The organism is Paenibacillus sp. FSL R7-0312, assembly GCF_038004445.1.
GTDB lineage: Bacteria > Bacillota > Bacilli > Paenibacillales > Paenibacillaceae > Paenibacillus_AQ.
In genome coordinates this window covers 838,783-861,176 of sequence record NZ_JBBORE010000001.1, presented here as the reverse complement: position 1 = coordinate 861,176, position 22,394 = coordinate 838,783, and the positions used below count along the sequence as shown (strand labels likewise).

Here is a 22,394-nt window from a genome sequence, read left to right as displayed (position 1 = left end):
CACCGCAAACGGCAGGTTCATCGTGAAATGTGAATAGCTAGGTTCAGCATATATGGGCCGAATAGCGGCGACTCCGTCAAAGGCTCTTGGCCTGCTCCTCGCGCATCCACACCGAGAGCTGGCGCTTAAGCTGCAGGAACTCTGGTGCATCGGTGATTTCATCGCGGCGCGGACGCGGGAACGGTACATCGACGGTGTGCAGGACGGAGCCGGGACGTCCGGAGAAGACATAGATGCGGCTGGAGAGCAGCAGCGCTTCTTCGATGTTGTGGGTGATGAACAGCACGGAGCGGCGGTTCTCTTCCCACAGCTCCAGCAGCCAGCGCTGCATCTGCTCGCGCGTCAGCGCATCGAGTGCGCTGAACGGCTCGTCCAGCAGCATCAGCTCCTGCGGAGCGAGCATGGCCCGCAGGAAGGCGGCCCGCTGCTGCATGCCGCCGGACAGCATATGCGGATAAGCGCGCTCGAATCCGCCCAGGCCGACCTTGGCCAGCCAGTGGCGCGCGGCTTCGCGGGCCTGCGGCTGAGGCGCGCCCTGCAGCTCGGCGCCGAGCAGGACGTTGTCCTCTATGCTCCGCCACGGGAACAGCGCGGGCTGCTGCGGCATATAGCTGATCTTGCCGCGCTGCCCGGTAACCGGGACGCCGTCCATGCTGACGGTTCCGGCATCCGGCAGCGTCAGGCCGCCGATAATATGGAACAGGGTGCTTTTGCCGCAGCCGGAAGGGCCGACAATGGAGACGAATTCCTGCGGCGCTACCGTCAGCGACACCTGATCCAGCACATGCGTCTCCCGGCGGCGGTGCGTGAACGACTTGGAGACGCTGCTGACTTCAAGCGCAGGCGGTGCGCTTTTGGCCTCGTCAAGGCTGCTGCCGGGGACGTCCTTCTTGAGCTGTACGGTATTCGTGAGTGGAGACACTTCGGTCAGCTCCTTCTGTATAGAAATCTTTGTACTTAAGCTTTATCTCTAACGTTCTCAGTATAGCGGTGTGTTGTTACCCTATGCGCGTTAAGCTTCCTTGCGCGGCTTCCAGCGCACGAGCCACCGCTCCAGCAGGGCAATCAGCGCGAACAGCACCAGACTCAGCAGCACAATAATGACAATGGCCACGAACATCCGGTCCGTGCGGTAAGAGGCCTTTTGCAGCAGCATATAATAGCCGATCCCTTTGTCCGCGCCGATCCACTCGGCAACCACTGCGCCCATGACGGCATAGGTCGCGGAGATTTTGAGCCCTGAGAACAGGGAGGGCAGGGAGCCGGGAAGCTCCAGCTTGGTGAAGATCTGCCAGTTGCTTGCGCCGGCCATTTTCATATAGTTCAACATTACCCGGTCGCTTTGCGCCAGCCCGCCCATGGCCGCTACAGCAACTGGGAAGAAGCAGACGAGGGTGATCAGGACGATTTTGGGCAGCAGGCCGAAGCCGAACCAGATAATCAGCAGCGGTCCAAGGGCAATGGAGGGCACATTCTGGCTGAGGATCAGCAGCGGATAGAGTGCTCTTTTGAGCCAGGGCAGCAGATGGAGCAGCAGGGCGACAATGAGGCCGATGCCGGTGCCGACCGGGAAGCCGATCAGGGTCAGGCGCAGCGTTGCGGCCGTATGCGCCCAGATCCCGGAGGCGTTGCCGCGTGATTCACGCGCGATATCGGACGGGCTCGGCAGCTGCCAGGCCGGGATATGGAACACCGATACCGCAATTTGCCATGCGCCCAGAAAAAAGATGACCGCCACAAGGGGCGGCCAGATTTGTCTCCAGGTGCTTCTCACGGCCGGTATTTCTCCGTCAGCTTGTCCATGCTAATACCGCTGGGATTATGGGCGATCTTGATCTGGGAGATCACGCTCGGGCTGCCGGAGGCAATCAGTGCCTCATGCATCTGACGTACAACTTCCAGCAGCTCCGTGAGCTCGCCTTCCATGGTAGTATCAAGCGGATTCACCTGGTGCTTGACCCCCGACTTCTGAATTACCTCAATCGCAGTGTCCACGTAAGGGATCGAATCCTCATTGTTTGGAGTCTTGGGAATTACCTGAATGCTAAGCAGTGTATTAGCCATTTATTATTCATTCCTCTCATGTAAGTTAGGGTCAGTATTATTCCACCCGGTGTTTACTGGCCTTCCGGCAAAAATTCATTCGTAAATGTACTTGCGGCATCCAGCGGTTTGTCCAGCAGCTTCAGGCCGTACATCCACTCTGCGTAATTCTGCCAGATTTCAAGCTTCTGCTCCCCCCAGCGGGCGGCATCGTCCTTGTATTTCGGGCTGAGCCATTTCTGGCTGGCCAGCACCAGCTCGGGATCAAGATCAGGCACTGCATCGGACAGGACTGTGGCCGCCTCTTCCGGATGATCGATCGCGTATTGATATCCTTTCGACGTAGCTTTGAGGAAAGCCTTCACCACTTCCGGATGCTCGGCAATTTCCTTCTCACTGGTGGTCAGCACCGGTGTGTAGTAATCCAGCTGCGGCGCATAATCCTTCAGGTACAGCATATCCAGCGGCTCGCCGCGCAGTTCGGCTTCGATCCCGGTCCAGGCGTAGAAGATCCAGGCAAAGTCGATATCGCGTTTCACCGCAGTGAAGAAGTCGGCTTCACCAATGTTTACCAGCTTCACTTTTTTGACATCTCCGCCTTCCGGATCCATGATCGCTTTCATGGCCGCTTCTTCCGCAGGAGAGCCCCAGCCTCCGTAGGTTTTGCCTTCGAAGTCTTTCGGCGTCTTAATATTGCGGTCCTTCGGAGCGGCAAAGCCGGAGGTATTATGCTGAATGATAGCGGCGATAGATACGAGCGGCACATCCTGCAGGCGGGCCAGGGTGAGCGCCTCCTGTGCACTGATGCCAAACTGGGCTTCACCGGAAGTAACCATCGTGTCAGACCCGGCAGCGCCAGGCTGCACAATCTCTACATCCAGACCTTCCTCAGCGTAATACCCCAGCTCCTTGGCGGCATACAGGCCGGTGTGATTCGTGTTCGGCGTCCAGTCCAGCGCAATCTTAACCGGGGTAAGCTCTATAGGCGCGTCGGTGGTACTGGCGGCTGCGGTTGCTTCAGGTGTAGCGGTGCTGCTCCCGGCGGCAGGTGTGCTGCCTCCGGCATTTCCTGCGTTACTGTTTCCGCCCCCGCATCCGGCTATCGCAATAACCAGCATAGAGCTGAGCAGCAGCGGTAATACTTTTTTGACTCCCATTTCTCTTCTCTCTCCTTCCAGCAATCCCTAGTCTTCCAAAATTCAGAGTAACCCATACCAAAAAGCGCCCCGGAGACCGGGACGCCAGTTACTTGCGCAAGGTGAGCTCAACTTCAGGCCTATGAAGGGGCTCGGGGTTGAATGAAGATTCCTACGCTGGCATTATCCAGATCAGGTATAAGGGTCAGTATCTTGTGGGATACAATCTCAGCCGGCCAATTCCAGCACCCCTGGTTCTATGAAGTTCACGGGTATTGCTATGTTCTTACGGTGTATTATAGACGCCAGCTTCCTGGTTGTCCAGCCTCCCCCTCAATCCCTATCATAGAACCGCTTCTTACGGCGGCTGCGTATTCCGTTCCACACCTCTCTCAGCGTCAGGCCCAGACTGACTGCGATCCCGGAGAAGGTGAGGAACAGCGCCAGGTACTCAAACGCAGAGTACTCCAGCATTTTGCTCCAATCGATCGGTGCCTTCAAGTCCTCAATGACCTGATTCATCCCGTAAATCCCGCTTATTACCGTAAATACAGTCAGGACCATCAGCAGCGTATCCCGGCGTTTGGCCTGGAATTTATCCTGATACTGGAACAGGTCATTCAAGGTCATCTTCACTTCATCGAACAGGGCGTCGTTGCCGTAAACCTTGCGCAGCTGGAAGAAGATCTCCCGTCCCTGCGACTGCGAAATCAGCTCCAAAAAGTAGAATTTGGCCGAGAACTTATTAATCAGGAAGATCAGATTCTCGATCTCGTCATAATCGTGGTTGATGCGCAGCCGGGAATGCAGATTGGCCAGCTTCAGCAGCACGATTTTATGAAAAACACTCAGCAGAAGCCCATAATAATACTCCCCGTACATCTGGTTAATCAACGGGGTGGCGATGTCAGATTCGGCCCGGCTCAGGCAGCAGAAGGTCTGCTCATTGGTCATATAATAGGTGTCCGGCCCCCAGCGGCTGTAGCAATGTTCAGAGGTGTACTGCTCGATATATTCGGGATCGCTGGCACTGGTATAAGGCTTGCCCTCCATACTCAGCCCATCCAGCTGGGAGGCACGGTAGCGCAGCAGGGTACTGATCTCCTCCGATTCTTCTTCGCGGTTGAAGCCGTAGAAAGCCTGCACCAGCATCCGTTCGTCCACGAAAAAAGGCAAGGTCTCGAAATACGCGCCATCGATCTCCGCAGGGTCGAGAAACGGCTCCAGCCCGGCAATCAGATTCTTGAATACGAAATCCTCCACCTGGCCGAAAGACTTCTTATGACAATGGATAAAGGACTGCTTATCCTGGTAGGATACGTCCTCCAGTGTACGGAAGCGGTCGGCGAATTCCAGCGCAGTGCTGAAGGAGAGATGCTCTTCTTCAATAGCCGTTCTTATGGTCAGGAAGCCCAAATCAAACGGACAGAGGAACACATCCGTGGACAGCACGCGGAAATTTACGGATTGAAACGGCATTTCAAGCTGGCACTGCAGATTGTTCACCCGGGAAAAGCGGCGGAAGGAATCAGCATCCTTCTCACGCGGAAAGAGGACATGAGCGGCGAACGGCAGGTAGCTGCGCTCCATTCTCTCATGGGAGACGCAGTAGCCCTCCCCGTAATAGGCATGCTCAAGATCCTTGTTATCGAGAAAAAAACGCGTAAACCCGTCCTGCTGCAGACGCTGGGCCAGTTCTTGGTCCTGTCCGGCCTTGAGGGAGAAGGGGAAAATGAATTGCAGCAATGCAGTATGCAGCAGCGGTTCGGGTCTGTCGGAGTGCAGCTCAGCCATATACGGATTCCGTCCTTATTCACAGGATATTGATCTCTTGCTATATTACCCGATTTTCCAGGCAGCCACGCTAAGCAGGAATAATACGGCGGCAAAAGCGGCCAGAAGCCCTGAGGTCTGGGCCACCTGCATATGGTCCATGGACCAGCCGGTCAGCAGCGGCAGCACCGCGCCGCCGATTCCGCCCGAGGCGATCATGATGCTTGGCGTGGATTCCTCCGCACCGGGCAGCAGCTTGCTTGCGAAGACTAGGGCGATGGAGAAGATGCCGGACATGAACAGCCCGAGCAGCAGAATGACGGCGAATGCGGCAATCCGGTGCTCGGCGAACGGGAAAATAACCAGCAGCAGCAAAGCGGCGAAGCAGCTGAGGAGCACGTAGATGCGGTAGGAAATCCGCTCGGCAACCACACCGGCGAACAGTCTGCCCGCCGACATAGCCAGCCAGAAGAAGGTAACCGTCAGCGCTGCCGCAGCTTCGCTCATGCCCAGCTTGGCGATGAAGATCGCCGGCATGAAATTGACCAGACTCATCTCGGTACCTACATAGAGAAAGAAGAAGACGATGAACAGTCCAAGGAGTACCCACTGTTTGCCCTTGTACGGCAGGCGTCCGGATTTACCGGCAACGGATACTGTTCCGGGTGCTGTTGCGTCTGCGAAGGCAGCGGCAGCGGCAGTGCGTAAAGGCCGCTCATCCAGCACACCCTGGAGCGGACCGAAGCTGCTCTTCGCCCAGAAGAGCAGTGAAACCAGAGAAAAGGCGGCAACGATCAGGAAAGCCAGCCTCCAGCTGCCGGCGGCAATCAGCGGACTTGCGGCCAGCGGCATGAGCAGTGCGCCTACACCGAACAGCACCTCCAGCCTGCTCATAGCAATTGCTGTTCCTTCGGTGATTGCTGCGATAATAATCGTGCCGATGACGGCTTCGATCATGCCGAAGCCGAAGCCTGCGGCTACCGCAATCACGTACATCCAGCCCCAGGGCGGGAGGAAGGCATAGGCCGTTTCGGCGCAGAGCAGCATTCCGGTGGCGATCAGGATGCCGCCGCGTTTGCCGAAGCGGCGGTTCAGCAGCGGCGAGACCAGCACACCGGCGAGGAAGCCGCCGAACTGGCTGAAGATTAGCTCGCCTCCCGCACTGTAGCTGCGGTCATAATGCTGAAGCAGCACAGGCAGAATAGAGCCCAGTACCACATGGGCAAGCCCGATGACGAAATAGGAGAGACAGCCGATCCAGATTAATTTTTTCAAGGGGAGAGACTCCTTCTGGGTGAATTTATGAACATAATCCGGATTCATTATGAACCGAACGGGTACACTATAATAAGCACAGTTTTTATAATAAATCCAAACTGCGGATGTGAATATATAAACTTATGTTCACATGAATTCGAAAGGAGCTTTCTCGTCAATGGATAACAAAGAGCTGGAGAAAACGATCATACAGGCGCTGGATGACAACAAGTTCGGGTCCTTCGGCACGATAGAAGCCGGCAACAAACCTAAGGTGCGTTATATGGCGGTATTTCATGACGGATTGAACATTTATCTGGCTACGAACCGCAAGACCCATAAGGTAGAGGAGCTTAAGGATAATCCGAATGCTTGCCTGCTGCTGGGTTACGAGCAGGGTGGCGGCAAGGATGTGCTGGAGATTGAAGCCACAGTAGCTGTCACCAAAGATGAGGGTTTGCGTTCGAAAGTATGGAACACATCCTTGGAGCAATGGTTCAAGGGACCGGATGATCCCGACTATGTAATCCTGGAGCTATCTCCGACACGGATTGAATATATGGGTAAAAATAAGGAACACGGTGTATGGCAGGGAGCAGCTGCGGTATCCAAGTAAGTAAGCAACGGTACTGAAAGGACCCGGTCCATTATAATAATAGAGGCAATGTTTATGATCAGGCCTTTCCTGAGCCGTAGGGTTCGGGAAAGGCCTCGCCGTGTTGTGCAAATATAAGAAGTTACAGGTTTCACACGATAACTTATCCTTCTATTTCTCGCTGAAACGGATACCGTCCTTTAAAAAGGACGGTATCCGTTTCCACTTGTGCATCTCGCAAATAATAGATGGGACATGGGAAACCATGCTATACTTGCCTCAGTATTTTGACATCCTGAGGCGGAGGCGATTACTATGAATTGTGTTGACTGCGCTGACATAGACCCGATTGAAGATGAAGGGGAGCTGAAGCTGCGCCCCTATTCTGTTCCGCTTGCCGCTGCGGTAAGGAATGCAGGATATGAAGTATTCGGGACAAGCAGGACCTGTATCATCCCTTACCGCTCCAAAGAAGATTTGCTGGATCTGTTAGGACGGCTGGAGGTATTCGAGGAGCAGCAGCAGATCTCCTTGTCTTTGTGTATTAAGGGCAGAGGAGCCCGCATTTCTCTGGAGCGCTGGCTGACTCTCGATCAGCTGAAGGTCCGCTTTTCCAGCGAGAATCTGGTTTCGATTATTATGAGCCATGATTTCTGCAGCCACATGCAGCCGATTGTGAATTTCTCCGAAGAGATTATTGGCTTTGAACTGCTGCTGCGGCCGCTGCCGCAAGGGAATCATTTTCAGCCGTATGAGCTGTTTGAGATTGCCCGGCGCACAGGATTCCATTCCTTTCTTGACCGCGCCGCCAGGATCTCAGCCATTGAGACGAGTGCAAGAATGCTGCCGAAGGGCATCAAGCGGTTCATTAACTTCCTGCCCTCCTCTATTTATAATCCTAAGTACTGTCTCACGCATACCTTTGAGACGATTCAGCGGCTGGATCAGAATCCCGAGGATTATGTATTTGAAGTGGTGGAAACGGAAAAAATAAACGATATGTCGCATCTCCGCGCCATTTTTGCCGAATACCGCCAGCAGGGGATGCTGGTTGCGCTGGATGATGTCGGTGCGGGGTATTCGACGGTAGAATTGATGTCCAGCCTGCAGCCTGATTATGTCAAAATCGACCGTGATTTGATCAGCTTCTGCGATCAGAATAAGGGCAAGCAGACCATTCTGCGGGATATTATCTCCCGGGCCAGGGATTTCGGTGCAAAGGTGCTCGCCGAGGGAATCGAGCGCCGTGAGGAGTTTCTCTTCTGCCGTGACCTCGGCATGGATCTGGGGCAGGGGTATCTCTTCGGGAAGCCGGAAGAGAAGCCGCCGGCACATTTCGGATTCAGTGCCTGAATTAGCAAGATCCATTCTCCCCGGAGCGCAGCCCTGAACACTGCCTGTTTCCGGGGATTTGTTATGTTACTTGAAGGAGAGAGGGGAGAAATTCTGCGTGGGTGTTACAGTACTATATGTAGAAGATGACCGTGAGATAGGCAACGCAGTATCAGCGGATCTGCGGGAACGGGAGTATGCTGTCCGCTGGCTGGAGAGCGGAGAAGGCGCGCTGGAAGCGGCTGAGGGCTGCCAACTGGTGATACTGGATGTGATGCTTCCGGGACTTGACGGGTTCACCGTTGGTCAACGGCTGAAGCGGGCCTATCCGGAGCTGCCGATCCTGATGCTCTCGGCTCGCACCTCTATTGACGATAAGCTACAGGGACTGGATTTCGCCGATGATTATCTGACCAAGCCGTTTCATCCCGATGAGCTGGCGGCCAGAATGGAGGTCCTCTTAAGAAGAAGCGGCACTGCTGCACCTGCTCCCATGATGCTTAAGCATCTGGTGGTCAGGCCGGGCAGCAGTGTAGTTATGGAAGCTGCGAGCGGGCGGGAGATTATGCTTACCGGCAAGCAGTTCCAGATCTTCTCTTACCTGCTGCGGCATCTTGGGCAGGTTCTGACTAAGGAGCAGATTTATGAAGCCGTCTGGGGCGAAAGCTATATTGAAGGCGACAAGACACTTATGGTACATATCCGTTATCTGCGCGAGAAGCTGGAGCTTGATCCGGCTGCGCCGGAGATTATTGAGACGGTCAGGGGTATCGGTTACCGGGTGAGAGGATGAAGGGGTTAAGGCGGTTCCAATCTCTGCGCCGTTCCCTGCTCTTCCGTTATCTGCTTATTATTCTGGCTGCGCTGTTGTTCATTCCTGTTATTGTTCCAATCACTATCACACTGTATAGCATCTTCGGTGGATTCACCCGTGAAGACACTCCTAAGGAGTATGCCCTGTATTCCAGTGTTGGCAAGCTGGAACTCATGTGGCATGACGAAGCGCGTAAGCTGCTCGGCCAGCCGCCGGAGGGTATCACTCAGCGGCTCCGGTCATTGAGCGAAACCTATCATCTGGCCAGAATATTCTGGGTAGATAACGAGGGTAGAACACAACTGATCACGGAGCCCTCAGGTCCCCCGCTGCTGCAGGGCGGATACTCCGTCAAGGAAGTACCCTCCTATTGGACAGCCGTAGAGGCGGTGTCCTTCATGAAGGACAGCACGGCGCTTAAACCGCTGGCGATTGTTGCTTTTGTAGGGGATCAGGCTGAAGCCGGAGAAGGCTTCATGGTCATGCAGATTCCCGAAGAAATCAAGAATGCAAAATATGCCGCAGGCCTGGACAAATGGTATTCGATTGCAATACTGGGGTTCTTAATAGCCTTCGTGGTTAGCTCTTGGCTCTTCTTCATTATGATCCGCAGAAGGCTGCTGCGGCTACAGACCGCCATGGTTTTTACCGGGCTTGAAGGCCTGCCCCAGTTGGTTCCTCCGGGCAAGCCTGATGAAATCGGGCGGCTTGAGGAGGCATTCAATACGATGGTGACAGAGCTTGCCGCCAGCCGCTCCAGAGAGACAGAAGAAGAGGGCCTGCGCAAGCGCCTGGTTGCCAACCTGTCACATGATCTGCGGACTCCGCTGACCGTGATCCGCAGCCATCTGCATGTGCTGGGCAAGGAGGATTTATCGGCGCGCGGCCAGGAATCCCTTGAGCTGATGGATCAGCGGATTGAGAGTCTCGGAGGGCTGATTGACAATCTGCTGGCCTATAATCTGCTGAACAGCGGGCGGATGACGCTCAAGCTGGAGCGGAAGGATGTGCTGAGACTGCTGCGGGAGACCGCTGCGGCCTGGTATCCGCTATGGGAGAAAGAGGGGTATCAGATTGAGATTGATCTGGAAGCAGCGCCGCTCTACTGGAATGTTGATGTCAGCTGGTTCCGCAGGGTGCTTGACAATTTGTTTCAGAATATTCTGCGTCATGCGCGCAGCGGTCTGTATGTAGGGATATTTACAGAGATCCGCGGCGGTAACCGTGTCCTTGTAATCTCGGACCATGGCGGCGGCCTGGACGGGAGTACCGATTCCAAAGGGGCGGGCCTTGGCCTGTCCATTGTTGATCTGCTGCTGAAGCGGATGGAGCTGGAATGGAGTATGGAGAGTACGGGGCAGGGCACCGAGATTACAATCTGGAAGCGGCTGCCGGACCGGATAATTTTAAACAAAATTTAAACTTGCTGCTTCCGCGCTTTTAACCTTGGGACGTTATGCTGAATACCGAGGTGAAGAGAATGAAGGATACAGTAATAGAAACAAGAGATCTGCTTAAGGAATACCGTGGCCGTGCGGCCGTGAAGGAGCTGAATCTGAATATCAGACAAGGGGAAATCTATGGATTCCTCGGTCCGAACGGCGCCGGCAAAACAACAACGATCCGTATGCTGCTGGGTCTGATTAAGCCGACCTCCGGCAGTATCGAAATTTTTGGCCGGGAGCTGCGCCGTAACAAACTGCAAATCCTGCGCAAAGTAGGCTCTCTGGTGGAGTCCCCTTCCTATTACGGGCATCTGAGTGCCCTGGATAACCTGGAGGCAATCCGCCGGATTCTGGATGTGCCGAAGGCGCGCATTGCCGAGGTGCTGGATATTGTCTCGCTTACCGGGGAAGAGAAACGGCCGGTCAAAGGTTACTCGCTGGGTATGAAGCAGCGTCTCGGGATTGCCGCTGCCCTGCTTGGCAGCCCGGAGCTGCTGATTCTGGATGAGCCGACTAACGGATTGGACCCGTCAGGGATTCAGGAAATCCGCTCCCTGATTAAGCGGATGCCGGAGGAACAGGGGATCACGGTCCTGGTATCCAGCCATCTGCTTAGCGAAATCGAGCAGATGGCCGGAACCGTTGGTATTATCCGTGAGGGGCAGATGGTCTATCAGGATACGATTGCCCATCTGCAGGAGCAGGCGGCAGGCAATCTAAGCCTGGCGGTATCGGAGCCGGAAGCTGCGCTGGTGACTGCACTGCGGCGCGGGTGCGGCGGTGAGCTGCAGGAAGGAAGGCTGATCCTGCCCCGGATGAGTGATGCCAGAGTATCGCTACTGGTCAAAGAGCTGGTCGAGGATGGCCATGCGGTCTACAGAGTGGAAGAGCACAGACAATCGCTGGAGGAATTCTTCCTGCAGGTGGTTGGGGGAGGGCAATCATGATGTGGCGTGCGTTGTCAGCGGACTGGCTCAAAATCCGCGGCAAAGGCTTATGGTTCCTGGTGTTCCTCGGACCGGTCGGCCTGATTGCCATGCAGGGATTGAATTTCGGGCTCCGCTATGATTATCTGCGGGAACAATACCAGGCGGATTTGTGGGGAGGCCTGCTTCGCAATGTGTCCGATTTCGTGCCCGTAGCCCTGTATCTCGGCGGGACACTGGTCTGCTCGCTGATTGCAAATATCGAGCATCAGACGAGTTCGTGGAAGCAACTGCTGGCGTTGCCTGTCTCGCGCACGGCTGTGTTCATGTCCAAGCTGCTGATCTGCCTGATGCTACTTGTGGTGTCATGTCTCCTGCTGTCGGCAGGAACTGTCTTCCTGGGTCTGCTGCTCGGATTCGGTACACAGCCCATTCCTTATGCCGATGTCCTGCGGATAGGATTTGCTTCTTACGCAGCGGCTCTGCCTGTCATTGTGCTGCAGCTGTGGCTGTCCTTGTCCAGCCGTAACCAGACGCTTCCCGTATCTCTGGGTATGACATTGTCACTGCTCAGCCTGTTCTCGTTATTCCTCTCCGAGTGGATTCCTCTCTCCTGGCCTACCCTGGCCTGGAGTGCCCAGCGCCCCTGGTTGTTCAGCGGAGCGGGTCTGCTCCTTGGAGTCATAGTGCTGCTGCCGGGAGCCCTGCATTTCGCCCGAAAGGATGTGGCCTGAAGATGAGACCATTCTTGCGAATTATGTCTGCGGAGCGGCTGAAGATGTCGGGGTCCTGGGTCTGGCTGCTGGTGCTGATCAGCCCGCTGATCGCCTTGGCCGTAGGGGCTGTCGCAGACCGGCAACCGGACGGGGTATTCACCTGGCAGGTGTTGCTCAGTGCCATGTCGGTTATTCACGCCATGTTATTCCTTCCAGTGCTCTCGGGCATCTTCGCGGCTCTGATCTGCCGGGGTGAGCATAGTGACGGCGGCTGGAAGCTGCTGCTTGCCTTGCCGGTTAGACGGACCTCGGTATACCTGGCCAAATATACAATGGTTATGGCGCTCCTGGCTGCTGTGCAGCTGTTGTTTCTTGCAGCTCTGCTAGGGATGGGATTGTACCGCGGTGCAGAAGGAGCGATTCCCTGGGAGCTGCTGCTGACCAGCCTGTTAGGCGGCTGGTTCGCCTGCCTGCCGTTGGCTGCGCTGCAGCTGGCCGTATCCCAGGGCTGGAGCAGCTTTGGCGCTCCTCTTGCGCTAAATGTATGCTTCACCATCCCCAATATCCTGATCGCGAACTCAGCAACATACGGGCCGTATTATCCATGGGTGCAGCCAATGCTTGCCATGTCGCCATTCGGGGAGGACCGGTTCGGCGCGTTCAACCTGCCAGTGGAGAGTCTTATGATTGTAGTGTCCGGCAGCCTGGCGTTATTCCTGGGAGCGGGGTTGTTCTTCTTTTGGCGTAAAGCGGTATAAAGGCTGGGTTATTGCGGAGTAGGATATAAAAATTTTTTTTGTGTGTATGTGTATGTGTATGTGTATGTGTATGTGTGAGTGTGAGTATGCGTGTGTATAAGGCAGTCTGATGCACTTGGCTATGCTCCTGATTATGCTGATATTCCTAATTATAGTTTGCTTCGCTAATACCAGTTATGTGCTGTCTCTCCAGTTCTACATTTCTCTCCATGGACATTGACCGTAGTTTTTTCTATAATTAATCGTAGAAGTAACTATTAACGGCCGGTGAAGCCGGATAAGTATATGGAGGAGGGCGAGAGCATGGAGCCAGCGGCACTTGATGAATGCGACAACACATGCAATGGTTCCGAGCTGGAACCGGAATCTATGGCATTGATCCTGCCTGACCGCGGGACTACAGACAAGATGGCGGAGATGTTCAAGGCACTCGGCGATCCGACAAGAGTACGGCTCATTTACGCCTTATCCCAACAAGAGTTATGTGTGCATGACTTGTCGTCGATCCTGGATATGGGACAGTCCGCTGTTTCCCACCAGCTCCGTTACTTGCGCAATCTGCGGATTGTGAAACGCCGCAAGGAAGGCAAGACTGTATTTTACTCGCTGAATGATGCACATGTGGAGCAGATCTTCCTGCAGACCCATGAGCATATCCGGCATGAATAGATAGTCCTGAACACGAACAAGGGAATGTCCCTGCAGCTGCGAATAGGCTGCTCAGGGACATTCCCTTTTTGTATTACGGGGTGAATGAATTAACTGGTTCCAGCTAAAATCCTGTACGAAATACAACATTCCGCTCAGTAAAACAGCGTTAATTGAAAATTGTTGTACAAACTGCAGGATTCTTCCTCTGCCAGGCGCCTTAGCGGGAATATTCTTGCATTTCATACAACATTCATCCCCCACCCCCTGGTATCAATGAACCCAAGTTGCAATACGTACAACAATTATGCCCTGTCGGGCAGAAGCCTCGCAATTACACAGGAAGCTCCCTATGCTTCAAGGAAGAATTCTCAATCTGCAGGGTAGTGTGGTGAATGCCGAATTTGTCTTCCACAATCTTAAGCGCCTGCTGCAGCACCTGCTGGTGGTCAGTATAATCCCCGATCAGCAGATGGCCGCTGAGTGCATCCAGTCCGGAGGTAATCGTCCAGATATGCAGATCATGCACATCAATGACCCCTTCGATTCCCAGCAATGTTTCCTGCACATCACGAATATTCACCGTGAGCGGAGTACCTTCCATAAGAATATGAAAGGCCTGTCGGATAACTCCCCAGGCGCTGCGCAGGATGAGAAGGGCAACCAGCACACTGATAATAGGGTCTGCGACGTACCAGGAGAACAGATTCATGATAAGGCCCGCAATCAGGGCGCCGACGGAGCCGAGGGCATCGCCCATAATATGCAGATAAGCGCTCCGGATATTGATATTGTCTTTAGCTTCGCTCTTGCGCATCAGCGACCAGGCGCTGATGAGATTGGCCAGCAGTCCGACAGCGGCAATCAGCATCATGGTTCCGCTGGCAACAGCCGGAGGCGAGAAGAAGCGCTGGTAAGCCTCCCACATAATAAATCCGGCGATAACAAACAGCGTCACCCCGTTGAACAAGGCTGCCATAATCTCAAACCGGAAGAACCCGTAGGAGTTTTTCGATGACGGCGGCTTCGCGGCAATAATCATCGCAACCAGGCTCAGTGCCAGCGAGGCGGTATCGCTGAGCATATGCCCGGAGTCAGATAATAGGGCCAGACTGCCGGTGACAAGGCCGCCGAAGAATTCGAGAAACATAATGCCGCCGGTGATAATTAAGGCGATCAGCAGGCCTTTTTTATTATCCGGTGCATGGGAATGAGAATGCGAGTGCGAGTGTGAGTGCGAATGGGAATGATCCGCAGCCTGGTGCCCATTGAGTTGGTGTCCGCCGCTCCCATGCTCACTATGCTGATGCCCGCTGTGCTGGTCTCCGCCGTTCCCGTGCTCGTCGTGCTGATGTTGCTCTGATTGATCTAAGTGGGTTGAATGCCCCGAATGCCCCGCATCCTTACCATCAGGTGCCCCATTCTGCGTTGTCGTGCCGGGATTTTTAGAATGTTTCATGGGTAAAACCTCTTTTCAATTAACATATGAATGATTGCTCATATGTTAATATTATGACGGCTGAAGGAAATTTACAAGGGTTGTAGCAAGTTTTTTTTCATTTCAAAACTTAGTTGTCCCAAAATTCCCATTCGCTTCAATTACCTGTAAACGAAAGCAGTTCAAGCTATATAAGTTTTATTTAATAGCTATTTAACTGTTATTTTTCATGAAAAAGCCAAAAACTATGCGCGGAGTGCATTGACACTGCAAGATTCAGGGGAATATAATATGTGTAAGTTAACATATGAACAAATACTCATATATAGGTTTTACTAAGGGAGATGAGTCATTTGAATACGGTACAAGGTAATGTGAAGCGTAAATGGGTACTCGAGGGTTTGGACTGCGCGAATTGCGCCATGAAGATTGAGAATAAGGTCAAGAAGATCGAAGGGGTATCTTCCTGTTCCGTGAACTTTGCAATGAAGACCATGACGCTGGAGACCGCAGCTTCTGCTGCAGAAGAAGTAGCTGAACAGGCGCAGCATACTGTGACTGTACTTGAACCGCATGTGAAGCTGCGTGAAGTAACCGCTACGCGGGCGGTCAAGAAGCCGCTTCCTGCTGGCAGTCCAGGCGAGGTAAGCCGCATAGCTACTCAGGGTCATGACCATGCGGGTGGAGAGCCGCATAGTCATGACCATGCCCAAGGTGACGCACATAGTCATGCCCATGGTGACGCACACGATCATGCCCAAGCGGCTGCGGAGCATACCCATAGTCATACCTCTGCCGCTGAGCATGGTCATGACCACAGTCACGGCCACAGCCATGAGCACGGGGAAGGCGGTACGCGCAGAATCCTGCTGCGTTTGGCCGGCGGAGCTGTTCTGGCCGCTGCCGGGATGTTCCTCCCGGTCAATGGAATCGCAGAACTGTTACTCTTCCTGGCAGCGTATCTTATCGTCGGCGGTGAGGTAGTCTGGGCCGCCGCGCGGAATATTATCCGCGGTCAGGTGTTTGATGAGAATTTCCTGATGGCGCTGGCGACCATCGGGGCCTTTGCCATCGGAGAGTACCCGGAAGGCGTTGCGGTTATGCTCTTCTATCAGGTTGGTGAGCTGTTCCAGGGGATGGCGGTGAACCGATCACGCCGTTCGATTACAGCGCTGATGGATATCCGGCCGGAATTCGCTTACTTGAAGGAAGGCAGTAATCTGCGCAAGGTCTCGCCGGAAGAGGTAGCGGTCGGGGACAGCATCGTAGTTAAGCCGGGCGAGAAGGTGCCGCTGGATGGCATCATTCTGGAAGGCAGCGCGATGATGGATACCTCGGCACTGACCGGTGAATCCGTGCCCCGGTCTACCCAGCCGGGCAGCCAGGTGCTGAGTGGCTTCATTAACCGCAACGGTGTGGTTACCATTGAGGTGACCAAGGATTTCGGCGAATCGGCGGTCTCGCAGATTCTGGAGCTGGTGCAGAATGCGACCAATAATAAAGCGAAGACAGAGAACTTCATCACGAAATTCGCCCGTGCCTATACACCGGTAGTAGTGATAACAGCCCTGCTGTTGGCGGTGGTTCCGCCGCTGGTACTCAGCGGAGCCACTTTCTCGGACTGGATCTACCGCGCACTTGTCTTTCTTGTTATTTCTTGTCCTTGTGCACTCGTCGTTTCGATTCCGCTCGGATTCTTCGGCGGCATCGGAGCCGCTTCGCGGAACGGGATTCTGATCAAGGGCAGCAATTTCCTGGAAGCCTTAAATGATGTGAAGGTTGTCGTATTTGATAAGACGGGAACCTTGACCAAAGGGCAATTCAGCGTGACTGGGAATTATCCGGCGGAAGGATTCACCCCGCAGGAATTGCTGCGGATTGCCGCTTACGCCGAGAGCCATTCCAGTCATCCGATTGCCGAATCGATCCGCTCTGCTTACGGAGATGCCATCCCTGGAGAAGCCATCACGGACTATAATGAAATTTCCGGCCACGGCATTGCTGTCACAGTCGAAGGCAAGGCGGTGCTGGCCGGGAATGCAAGGCTGATGGAACGGGAGGGAATTGCAAGCCAGATCCCGCAGCAGAGCGGTACAGTGGTTCATCTGGCTGTCGATAAGCAGTATGCCGGTTATATCGTTATTGCTGATGAGGTGAAAGAGGATGCACAGCGGGCCATCCAGGAGCTGAACGCGCTGGGAATCCGCAAGACCGTCATGCTGACCGGTGATACTTCATCTGTAGCCGAATCCGTCGGCAGACAGCTGGGCATTCAGGAGATTCATGCGGAGCTGCTGCCCGGAGATAAGGTCGAAGCGATTGAACGATTGGAGCGGGAGAAGGGACCGAAGGAGAAGATTATTTTTGTCGGAGACGGGATTAATGATACTCCGGTGCTGGCTAGAGCGGATGTCGGGATCGCCATGGGCGGACTTGGTTCCGATGCAGCTATTGAAGCAGCAGACATTGTAATTATGACGGATGAACCCTCGAAGATTGCCGCCGCTATCGGTATCGCGGGGCGCACGCGGACCATTGTGTGGCAGAATATTATTTTTGCGCTGGGGGTCAAGGCCGTCTTCCTGCTGCTGGGAGCGTTCGGAATTGCTACCATGTGGGAGGCCGTATTCTCGGATGTCGGGGTAACCGTGCTTGCCGTGCTCAACAGTATGCGCGCATTGCAGCCTCCGAAATCAAGATAATGCTCAGCTGCCATATTTATATATTATGAAATAATTATGAAAAAATAAGTCGTCATGATCCTAGATATTGGGTCTTGAGGCTTATTTTTTATTCAATGTATAATGTTTTTTGTCTATTTATGCCGATATATCATAATATATTTACAGCATATGGAAGATTACAACAGGTTTTCTGGGGGGACTTTCGGTGAAGAAGGCGAGCTTGTGGTCAAAAATGAAAGTGAATGAAAAGAATGTAAAATCTGTATCTCTGCAGAAAAAGTGGTCGCTTGTCATTTTGGCGGTTGCCATTATCCCTCTGCTGGGAGCGACCCTCTTTTTCATGCAATACTTTGGAGGCGTAACCCGGGCGGACAGCGAGGAGCTGGCAGAGAGTATCCTGGAGATGAATACTACACGGATCGATGAATGGATAAACTCCAAAACGTCTGCGGTGCAGGAACTGATGGCCATGCATCCTGAATTCGACACCGCACAGCCGGGCACTATATTCCCGGTAGTCAAGGTGCTGGAAGACAGCGACAGGCAGTCCGAAGGCTACAGTGTCATTAATAAGGAAGGGATATTGTCAAATTCCCTTAATCTTACCGCCGATGTCAGCGGAGAAGCGTATTTCCAGGAAGCCAAGACGAGCCATGCACCGGCTGTAGCCGATATGTCTTTTTTGGAGCAGTTGAATAAAAATATCATTCCCGTCTTCGTTCCGGCAGTGGACAAAGACAATCAATTCGCCGGAGGCATCGCCTTCTCGGTAACACCTGATATTCTGACGGAGATGAGCAAGAACATCCATGTAGCCGAAACCGGTTATGGATATGTGATTTCAGGACAAGGTAATTATTATACCTCTTCGGATCCGGAGCGGATCGGGAAGAACATTGCGGACTATGCCGGAACGCCGGAAATGAAGGAAGCCTACAAGAATATACTGGCAAACGACAAGGGTTCGGAGATCTATAAGGGCGAAGACGGGAAGCAGGTCATCACCTATTTCCGTACGATCCCCAGCACAGACTGGAAGCTGCTGATCAGCGTTCCAAAGAGTGAGATTACAGCCAAAGTAACTTCTGCCCAGACTATCTCCTTGATATTCGTTGTGATAGTTATGCTGGTTGTTATCGGAATCTCCCTGTACCTTACCCGCTTGATTGTTAAGCCAATTGTAGCGATCTCCGATGTAATGAGACGGGTGGCAGAGGGTCATCTGAGTGAACGGGTGGCAGTGCGTTCCGGAGATGAGATTGGCCAGATGAGCCAGAGCATCAATGATATGATCGCAGGCCTGGCCGGAATTGTCGGCAAAATCGATGCTACAGTCGCTCAGGTAGCTGTCTCTGCAGAGAGTGTGCTGAACTACGCCAGTCAGACTTCCAATACTTCGGCGGAGATCGAGACCGTTGTCCAAGAAGTGGCGCGGGGGATGGAAGATCAGTTCAGAGGTTCGGAGCAGTCGGCCAGAGCCACAGAGGAGATGGCCATCGGACTGCAAAGAATCGCCGAATCCTCCGTCAGTGTGTCGGATCAGGCGGAAACGGTCAGTACAGAGGTAGAGAGCGGATATCTGGAGATTCAGGCTACGCTTGAGCAGATGACAGTAATCAGTACTACCGCAGGTAAGACTTCAGAGCTGATCAACAACCTGACCGGTCAATCAGAGCAGATTGGACAGATCGTGGATGTGATCTCGGAAATCTCCAATCAGACGGGGCTGCTATCACTCAATGCTTCTATTGAGGCTGCCAGAGCAGGCGAGCACGGGCGCGGCTTCGGAGTTGTAGCGAACGAAGTGAAGAAGCTGGCTGAGCGCACCAACGGCGCCATCGTGAACATTGTTGAACTGATCCGCCAGATTCAAGAATCGACGAAGAATGCTGCGGTCTCTATGGAGAAGAGCGTAGTTGAAATCGGTGACGGTATGGGGAAAATGAAAAATGTGGGCGAATCGTTCAACCATATCCGTTCTTCCATCCGCGAGGTTTCCTTGCAGATTCAGGATGTATCTGCCATCAACGAGCAAATGTCGGCCGGGACGGAAGAGATTACGGCTTCCATCTCTGATATGCTGACCATTGCCAGGGATTCTGCAGAAAGTGCCGAGATGGTTGCAGAGGCTTCAACCGAGCAGCGGAATCTGATGGGTAAGGTTGTAACCTCAGCCGAATCCCTGAATGGGCTGATGTCCGAATTGCGGAGCGAGATTGAGAAGTTCCATTAAAGGCAGGCAGAAATAAAATAACACCCCTCTGCCGCACGGATTACCGTGTGTGAAGCAGAGGGGTGTTTGCTGTGTAATGAAACAATCCGCAGACCCAAGGTCAGGCTTACAGCTTTTCTTCCAGCTGCAGACTCTCAATTCCGCCGCGGATGATACTGCATGAGGCTTCGAATTTCGCCATCTCCGCATCGCTGAGGTTCAGCTCCAGAAGTTCCTGGATTCCGCCGCTGCCAATAATGGCCGGTGCACCTGCGCAGACGCCGCTTTGCCCGTACTCGCCGTCCAGAATCGCCGAAACGGCGATGATTTTGTGCTCATCATTCAGAATGGAACGGGTGATGTAAGCTAGTGCACTGCCGATTCCGAAATGCGTGGAGCCTTTGCGGGTGAAGATCTCCCAGCCGGCATCCTTCGTCTTGCGGGCGATATCCTCAAGGTCCAGACTGCTGAAACGCTCGCGGTGCTGTTCCATAATCTGCAGGATCGGCTTGCCGCCGATCGTTACATGGGACCAGGCCACGAACTGGGATTCCCCGTGCTCGCCGAGTGCGTAACCGTTGACGCTGCGCGGGTCGATGGTGAATACCTCGGACAGCAGCGTCTTCAGGCGGGAAGAATCAATCGAGGTGCCGGTGCCGATGATCCGGTGCCGCGGCAGGCCGGATATTTTCCATACCATATAGGTAACAATATCAACGGGGTTCGCGGCTACGACAAAGATACCGTCGAAACCTCCGGCCATAATTTCGGTAACAATCTCCCTGGTAATGACAGCGGCGGCATCCAGCACATCCAGCCGGGTCTGCCCCGGTTTGGGATTGGCGCCTGCCGTCAGAATGACGACATCCATCCCGGCGCAATCGCTGGAGGTGCCTGCATACACCTTAGTGCGTGTTCCGGTGAAATCCATACAGTGCGAGAGGTCAAGCGCTTGTGCCATGGCACGGTCGTAGGTGCGGTCGATCATCATGATCTCATCGCAGATGGCCTGATTAACCATGGAGTAGGCGCAGCTGGAACCTACCATGCCAGAGCCGACGATTGCCACTTTTCTCGATTTACTTTTCAATTGCCTTGTCCCCACTCTCTAAAAGTATGCTTTTATTCTAACTGATCTTATCGGAAGTTACCTGACATCGAGTTGAAAAAGACATGCGAAGCCTGCCCGTTTTTCGTCACAATTGACATCGTAGGTTAGAAATATGCCGGCCTAGCCTTATACTGCTTCACTGCTATAATTATTATGTGATCCGGGCTGTTAAGAACCATGCAGAAAGCCCGGCGCCTATTAAATATGACAGGGGATGTCCCAAGCAGTCATGACCATGGCTGTTTGGGACATCCCCTGTTTGTGAATATAAGGAAGTATAAGTGTCATTCCACGAATTATCCTTATACTTCCCGCTGAAACGTGACCGCTCTTTGAACAAGACGGCAAAGCCGTTTCCACCCTGATGTCCAGGATGTATGTATCCTGCTTATCCTCTGGGCTGTGGTATTCGGGCCTCTGCAGGCAGCATCCGGGTGTAATGCTTATACATGAATACTCTCCAGTGGAGAATCATGCCAAAGGCCAGAATAAAGAATAATCCGCCGGATTGCGGGACAGATACATATTGGTTGATAAACTCATGGAGAAGGGTTCGGATCAACAGCAGTCCAAGCAGAATGAAGGCGAAGCTCTTGGAGCGCTGGGCATAAATCTGTCCTTCCCGTTCCTCGAACCGGGTGCTGCGTATTAGCGGATAGGCGAAGATAAACCAGCCGACCAGGAAAGCTGCAACAGCCCACCACCAGGGAAATCTGACCTCCGGGACTACAAACATGGCGAATCCGGTGGACATGCCAAGCGGCGGAATCCATATTTTGCGGACGGTTACCGGACGGGCACTAGCCTTCAGGCGGATAAAAATAACCATCAGCGCCATGAACACGGCTCCCAGCGTGGAGCCCACATGCAGAAGTGAGGGGTTGATATTGCCCATAATTCACTTTCCTCTCTGTGATTTAGGTCACTTATTTCTTCATTATAGCAGAAAAAAGATCCAATTCAGAATGGATCACAGGCCGTGGTGAAGGCGGCCCTTGGAGGGTCCACACAGCAAACCCGCCAGGGTTAACCCTGGCGGGTTTGCTTGATAAGTGTATTTCAGCAGCTTCAGCTATGAATGCTGCCATAGGGTTTAAGAACGGCTACGTCCGCCAACCGAACGCAGGATCAGGCTGACGATGAAGATCAGAACTACGGCACCAATCAATGACGGGAAGACATAGTAGTCACTGATCTTAGGTCCCCAGCTTCCCAGCAGCATGCCGCCGAGCCATGAACCTAGAATACCGGCGATAATGTTGCCGATAATACCACCCGGAATATCTCTGCCCATAATCAGGCCAGCCAACCAACCAATCACGCCACCAACAATCAACATCCATAATAAAGTCATTATTCTTCAGCTCCTTTGTGTTTGTTATCTTCGATGGTTACTATTAACCTTCTGCAAGACGTTTAAACCAAGTGTCAAATATTGCTTGCACACTTAGAATTAGTATTCTATTGTATCCATATTTATGCTGTTTAAGCCTGGTAATGTCTTGG

Annotated in this window: 20 protein-coding genes and 1 riboswitch; of the genes, 10 read left to right on the top strand and 10 right to left on the bottom strand. The window is 53.4% G+C overall.

Annotated elements, in window-relative coordinates; all coding sequences use genetic code 11:
• Window positions 1-76: 76 nt before the first annotated feature.
• From MKX70_RS03640 to MKX70_RS03615, 6 genes are all read right to left on the bottom strand, one after another.
• On the bottom strand, window positions 77-922 hold the full coding sequence (locus MKX70_RS03640; protein WP_042232042.1) for an ABC transporter ATP-binding protein: 846 nt from the start codon (window positions 920-922) through the stop codon (window positions 77-79).
• 90 nt (window positions 923-1,012) lie between these two features.
• On the bottom strand, window positions 1,013-1,774 hold the full coding sequence (locus MKX70_RS03635) for an ABC transporter permease (RefSeq protein ID WP_042232045.1): 762 nt from the start codon (window positions 1,772-1,774) through the stop codon (window positions 1,013-1,015).
• Window positions 1,771-2,064, bottom strand: coding sequence for a thiamine-binding protein (locus tag MKX70_RS03630; protein WP_039299512.1), 294 nt, complete (start codon window positions 2,062-2,064; stop codon window positions 1,771-1,773). The genes MKX70_RS03635 and MKX70_RS03630 overlap by 4 nt, the downstream gene beginning before the upstream one ends.
• Before the next feature lie 53 nt (window positions 2,065-2,117).
• Entirely contained in the window at window positions 2,118-3,200 is a 1,083-nt protein-coding gene (locus MKX70_RS03625) for an ABC transporter substrate-binding protein (protein WP_340781192.1), read from the bottom strand.
• A 131-nt stretch (window positions 3,201-3,331) separates the two neighbouring features.
• Window positions 3,332-3,442, bottom strand: a riboswitch (TPP riboswitch).
• 70 nt (window positions 3,443-3,512) lie between these two features.
• On the bottom strand, window positions 3,513-4,973 hold the full coding sequence (locus MKX70_RS03620) for a hypothetical protein (RefSeq protein ID WP_042232051.1): 1,461 nt from the start codon (window positions 4,971-4,973) through the stop codon (window positions 3,513-3,515).
• A 45-nt stretch (window positions 4,974-5,018) separates the two neighbouring features.
• Complete coding sequence (locus MKX70_RS03615; protein ID WP_340781191.1) at window positions 5,019-6,227, bottom strand: MFS transporter; 1,209 nt, start codon at window positions 6,225-6,227, stop codon at window positions 5,019-5,021.
• Window positions 6,228-6,387: 160 nt separating this feature from the next.
• Here MKX70_RS03615 and MKX70_RS03610 point away from each other — a divergent pair, with 160 nt between their 5' ends.
• The 8 genes from MKX70_RS03610 (at window position 6,388) to MKX70_RS03575 (ending at window position 13,464) form a co-directional block, all read left to right on the top strand.
• A complete protein-coding gene (locus MKX70_RS03610) occupies window positions 6,388-6,825 on the top strand; it encodes a pyridoxamine 5'-phosphate oxidase family protein (RefSeq protein ID WP_340839561.1) in 438 nt (145 codons plus the stop codon).
• Between the two features lie 294 nt (window positions 6,826-7,119).
• The gene (locus tag MKX70_RS03605; RefSeq protein WP_042232056.1) at window positions 7,120-8,157 is read left to right on the top strand and encodes an EAL domain-containing protein; all 1,038 of its coding nucleotides are present in this window, start codon (window positions 7,120-7,122) and stop codon (window positions 8,155-8,157) included.
• Between the two features lie 97 nt (window positions 8,158-8,254).
• On the top strand, window positions 8,255-8,929 hold the full coding sequence (locus tag MKX70_RS03600; protein ID WP_340839560.1) for a response regulator transcription factor: 675 nt from the start codon (window positions 8,255-8,257) through the stop codon (window positions 8,927-8,929).
• A complete protein-coding gene (locus MKX70_RS03595; RefSeq protein ID WP_340839559.1) occupies window positions 8,926-10,371 on the top strand; it encodes a sensor histidine kinase in 1,446 nt (481 codons plus the stop codon). Before MKX70_RS03600 ends, MKX70_RS03595 begins: the two co-directional genes overlap by 4 nt.
• A gap of 59 nt (window positions 10,372-10,430) precedes the next feature.
• On the top strand, window positions 10,431-11,342 hold the full coding sequence (locus tag MKX70_RS03590) for an ABC transporter ATP-binding protein (protein WP_042232062.1): 912 nt from the start codon (window positions 10,431-10,433) through the stop codon (window positions 11,340-11,342).
• Window positions 11,339-12,055: an ABC transporter permease gene (locus MKX70_RS03585; RefSeq protein WP_042232063.1), complete on the top strand. Its 717-nt coding sequence runs from the start codon at window positions 11,339-11,341 to the stop codon at window positions 12,053-12,055. The genes MKX70_RS03590 and MKX70_RS03585 overlap by 4 nt, the downstream gene beginning before the upstream one ends.
• 2 nt (window positions 12,056-12,057) lie before the next feature.
• A complete protein-coding gene (locus tag MKX70_RS03580; RefSeq protein ID WP_042232066.1) occupies window positions 12,058-12,795 on the top strand; it encodes an ABC transporter permease in 738 nt (245 codons plus the stop codon).
• Between the two features lie 303 nt (window positions 12,796-13,098).
• Window positions 13,099-13,464, top strand: coding sequence for an ArsR/SmtB family transcription factor (locus MKX70_RS03575; RefSeq protein WP_042232068.1), 366 nt, complete (start codon window positions 13,099-13,101; stop codon window positions 13,462-13,464).
• Between the two features lie 313 nt (window positions 13,465-13,777).
• Here MKX70_RS03575 and MKX70_RS03570 read toward each other — a convergent pair whose 3' ends face one another.
• Window positions 13,778-14,902, bottom strand: a complete 1,125-nt coding sequence (locus tag MKX70_RS03570) for a cation diffusion facilitator family transporter (RefSeq protein WP_340839558.1) — start codon at window positions 14,900-14,902, stop codon at window positions 13,778-13,780.
• Window positions 14,903-15,234: 332 nt separating this feature from the next.
• On the opposite strand from MKX70_RS03570, the gene MKX70_RS03565 reads away from it, so the two are divergent.
• Together MKX70_RS03565 and MKX70_RS03560 are read left to right on the top strand one after the other, a co-directional pair.
• A complete protein-coding gene (locus MKX70_RS03565) occupies window positions 15,235-17,583 on the top strand; it encodes a heavy metal translocating P-type ATPase (protein WP_340839557.1) in 2,349 nt (782 codons plus the stop codon).
• Window positions 17,584-17,770: 187 nt separating this feature from the next.
• On the top strand, window positions 17,771-19,798 hold the full coding sequence (locus MKX70_RS03560) for a methyl-accepting chemotaxis protein (RefSeq protein ID WP_231637761.1): 2,028 nt from the start codon (window positions 17,771-17,773) through the stop codon (window positions 19,796-19,798).
• Between the two features lie 106 nt (window positions 19,799-19,904).
• Here MKX70_RS03560 and MKX70_RS03555 read toward each other — a convergent pair whose 3' ends face one another.
• The 3 genes from MKX70_RS03555 to MKX70_RS03545 all read right to left on the bottom strand — a co-directional run bounded on the left by MKX70_RS03555 (window position 19,905) and on the right by MKX70_RS03545 (window position 22,242).
• Window positions 19,905-20,867: an L-lactate dehydrogenase gene (locus MKX70_RS03555; RefSeq protein WP_340839556.1), complete on the bottom strand. Its 963-nt coding sequence runs from the start codon at window positions 20,865-20,867 to the stop codon at window positions 19,905-19,907.
• 409 nt (window positions 20,868-21,276) lie between these two features.
• Window positions 21,277-21,783, bottom strand: a complete 507-nt coding sequence (locus MKX70_RS03550) for a CcdC family protein (RefSeq protein WP_042232081.1) — start codon at window positions 21,781-21,783, stop codon at window positions 21,277-21,279.
• Window positions 21,784-21,981: 198 nt separating this feature from the next.
• On the bottom strand, window positions 21,982-22,242 hold the full coding sequence (locus MKX70_RS03545) for a GlsB/YeaQ/YmgE family stress response membrane protein (protein WP_042232082.1): 261 nt from the start codon (window positions 22,240-22,242) through the stop codon (window positions 21,982-21,984).
• Window positions 22,243-22,394: the final 152 nt, after the last annotated feature.

Bases quoted from the DNA above. Each gene is read 5' to 3' on its own strand.
- MKX70_RS03590 (WP_042232062.1), top strand. From the start codon at position 10,431: ATGAAGGATACAGTAATAGAAACAAGAGATCTGCTTAAGGAATACCGT.
- MKX70_RS03610 (WP_340839561.1), top strand. From the start codon at position 6,388: ATGGATAACAAAGAGCTGGAGAAAACGATCATACAGGCGCTGGATGAC.
- MKX70_RS03570 (WP_340839558.1), bottom strand. From the start codon at position 14,902: ATGAAACATTCTAAAAATCCCGGCACGACAACGCAGAATGGGGCACCT.
- MKX70_RS03550 (WP_042232081.1), bottom strand. From the start codon at position 21,783: ATGGGCAATATCAACCCCTCACTTCTGCATGTGGGCTCCACGCTGGGA.
- MKX70_RS03545 (WP_042232082.1), bottom strand. From the start codon at position 22,242: ATGACTTTATTATGGATGTTGATTGTTGGTGGCGTGATTGGTTGGTTG.
- MKX70_RS03585 (WP_042232063.1), top strand. From the start codon at position 11,339: ATGATGTGGCGTGCGTTGTCAGCGGACTGGCTCAAAATCCGCGGCAAA.
- MKX70_RS03605 (WP_042232056.1), top strand. From the start codon at position 7,120: ATGAATTGTGTTGACTGCGCTGACATAGACCCGATTGAAGATGAAGGG.
- MKX70_RS03625 (WP_340781192.1), bottom strand. From the start codon at position 3,200: ATGGGAGTCAAAAAAGTATTACCGCTGCTGCTCAGCTCTATGCTGGTT.
- MKX70_RS03630 (WP_039299512.1), bottom strand. From the start codon at position 2,064: ATGGCTAATACACTGCTTAGCATTCAGGTAATTCCCAAGACTCCAAAC.
- MKX70_RS03595 (WP_340839559.1), top strand. From the start codon at position 8,926: ATGAAGGGGTTAAGGCGGTTCCAATCTCTGCGCCGTTCCCTGCTCTTC.
- MKX70_RS03575 (WP_042232068.1), top strand. From the start codon at position 13,099: ATGGAGCCAGCGGCACTTGATGAATGCGACAACACATGCAATGGTTCC.
- MKX70_RS03580 (WP_042232066.1), top strand. From the start codon at position 12,058: ATGAGACCATTCTTGCGAATTATGTCTGCGGAGCGGCTGAAGATGTCG.
- MKX70_RS03620 (WP_042232051.1), bottom strand. From the start codon at position 4,973: ATGGCTGAGCTGCACTCCGACAGACCCGAACCGCTGCTGCATACTGCA.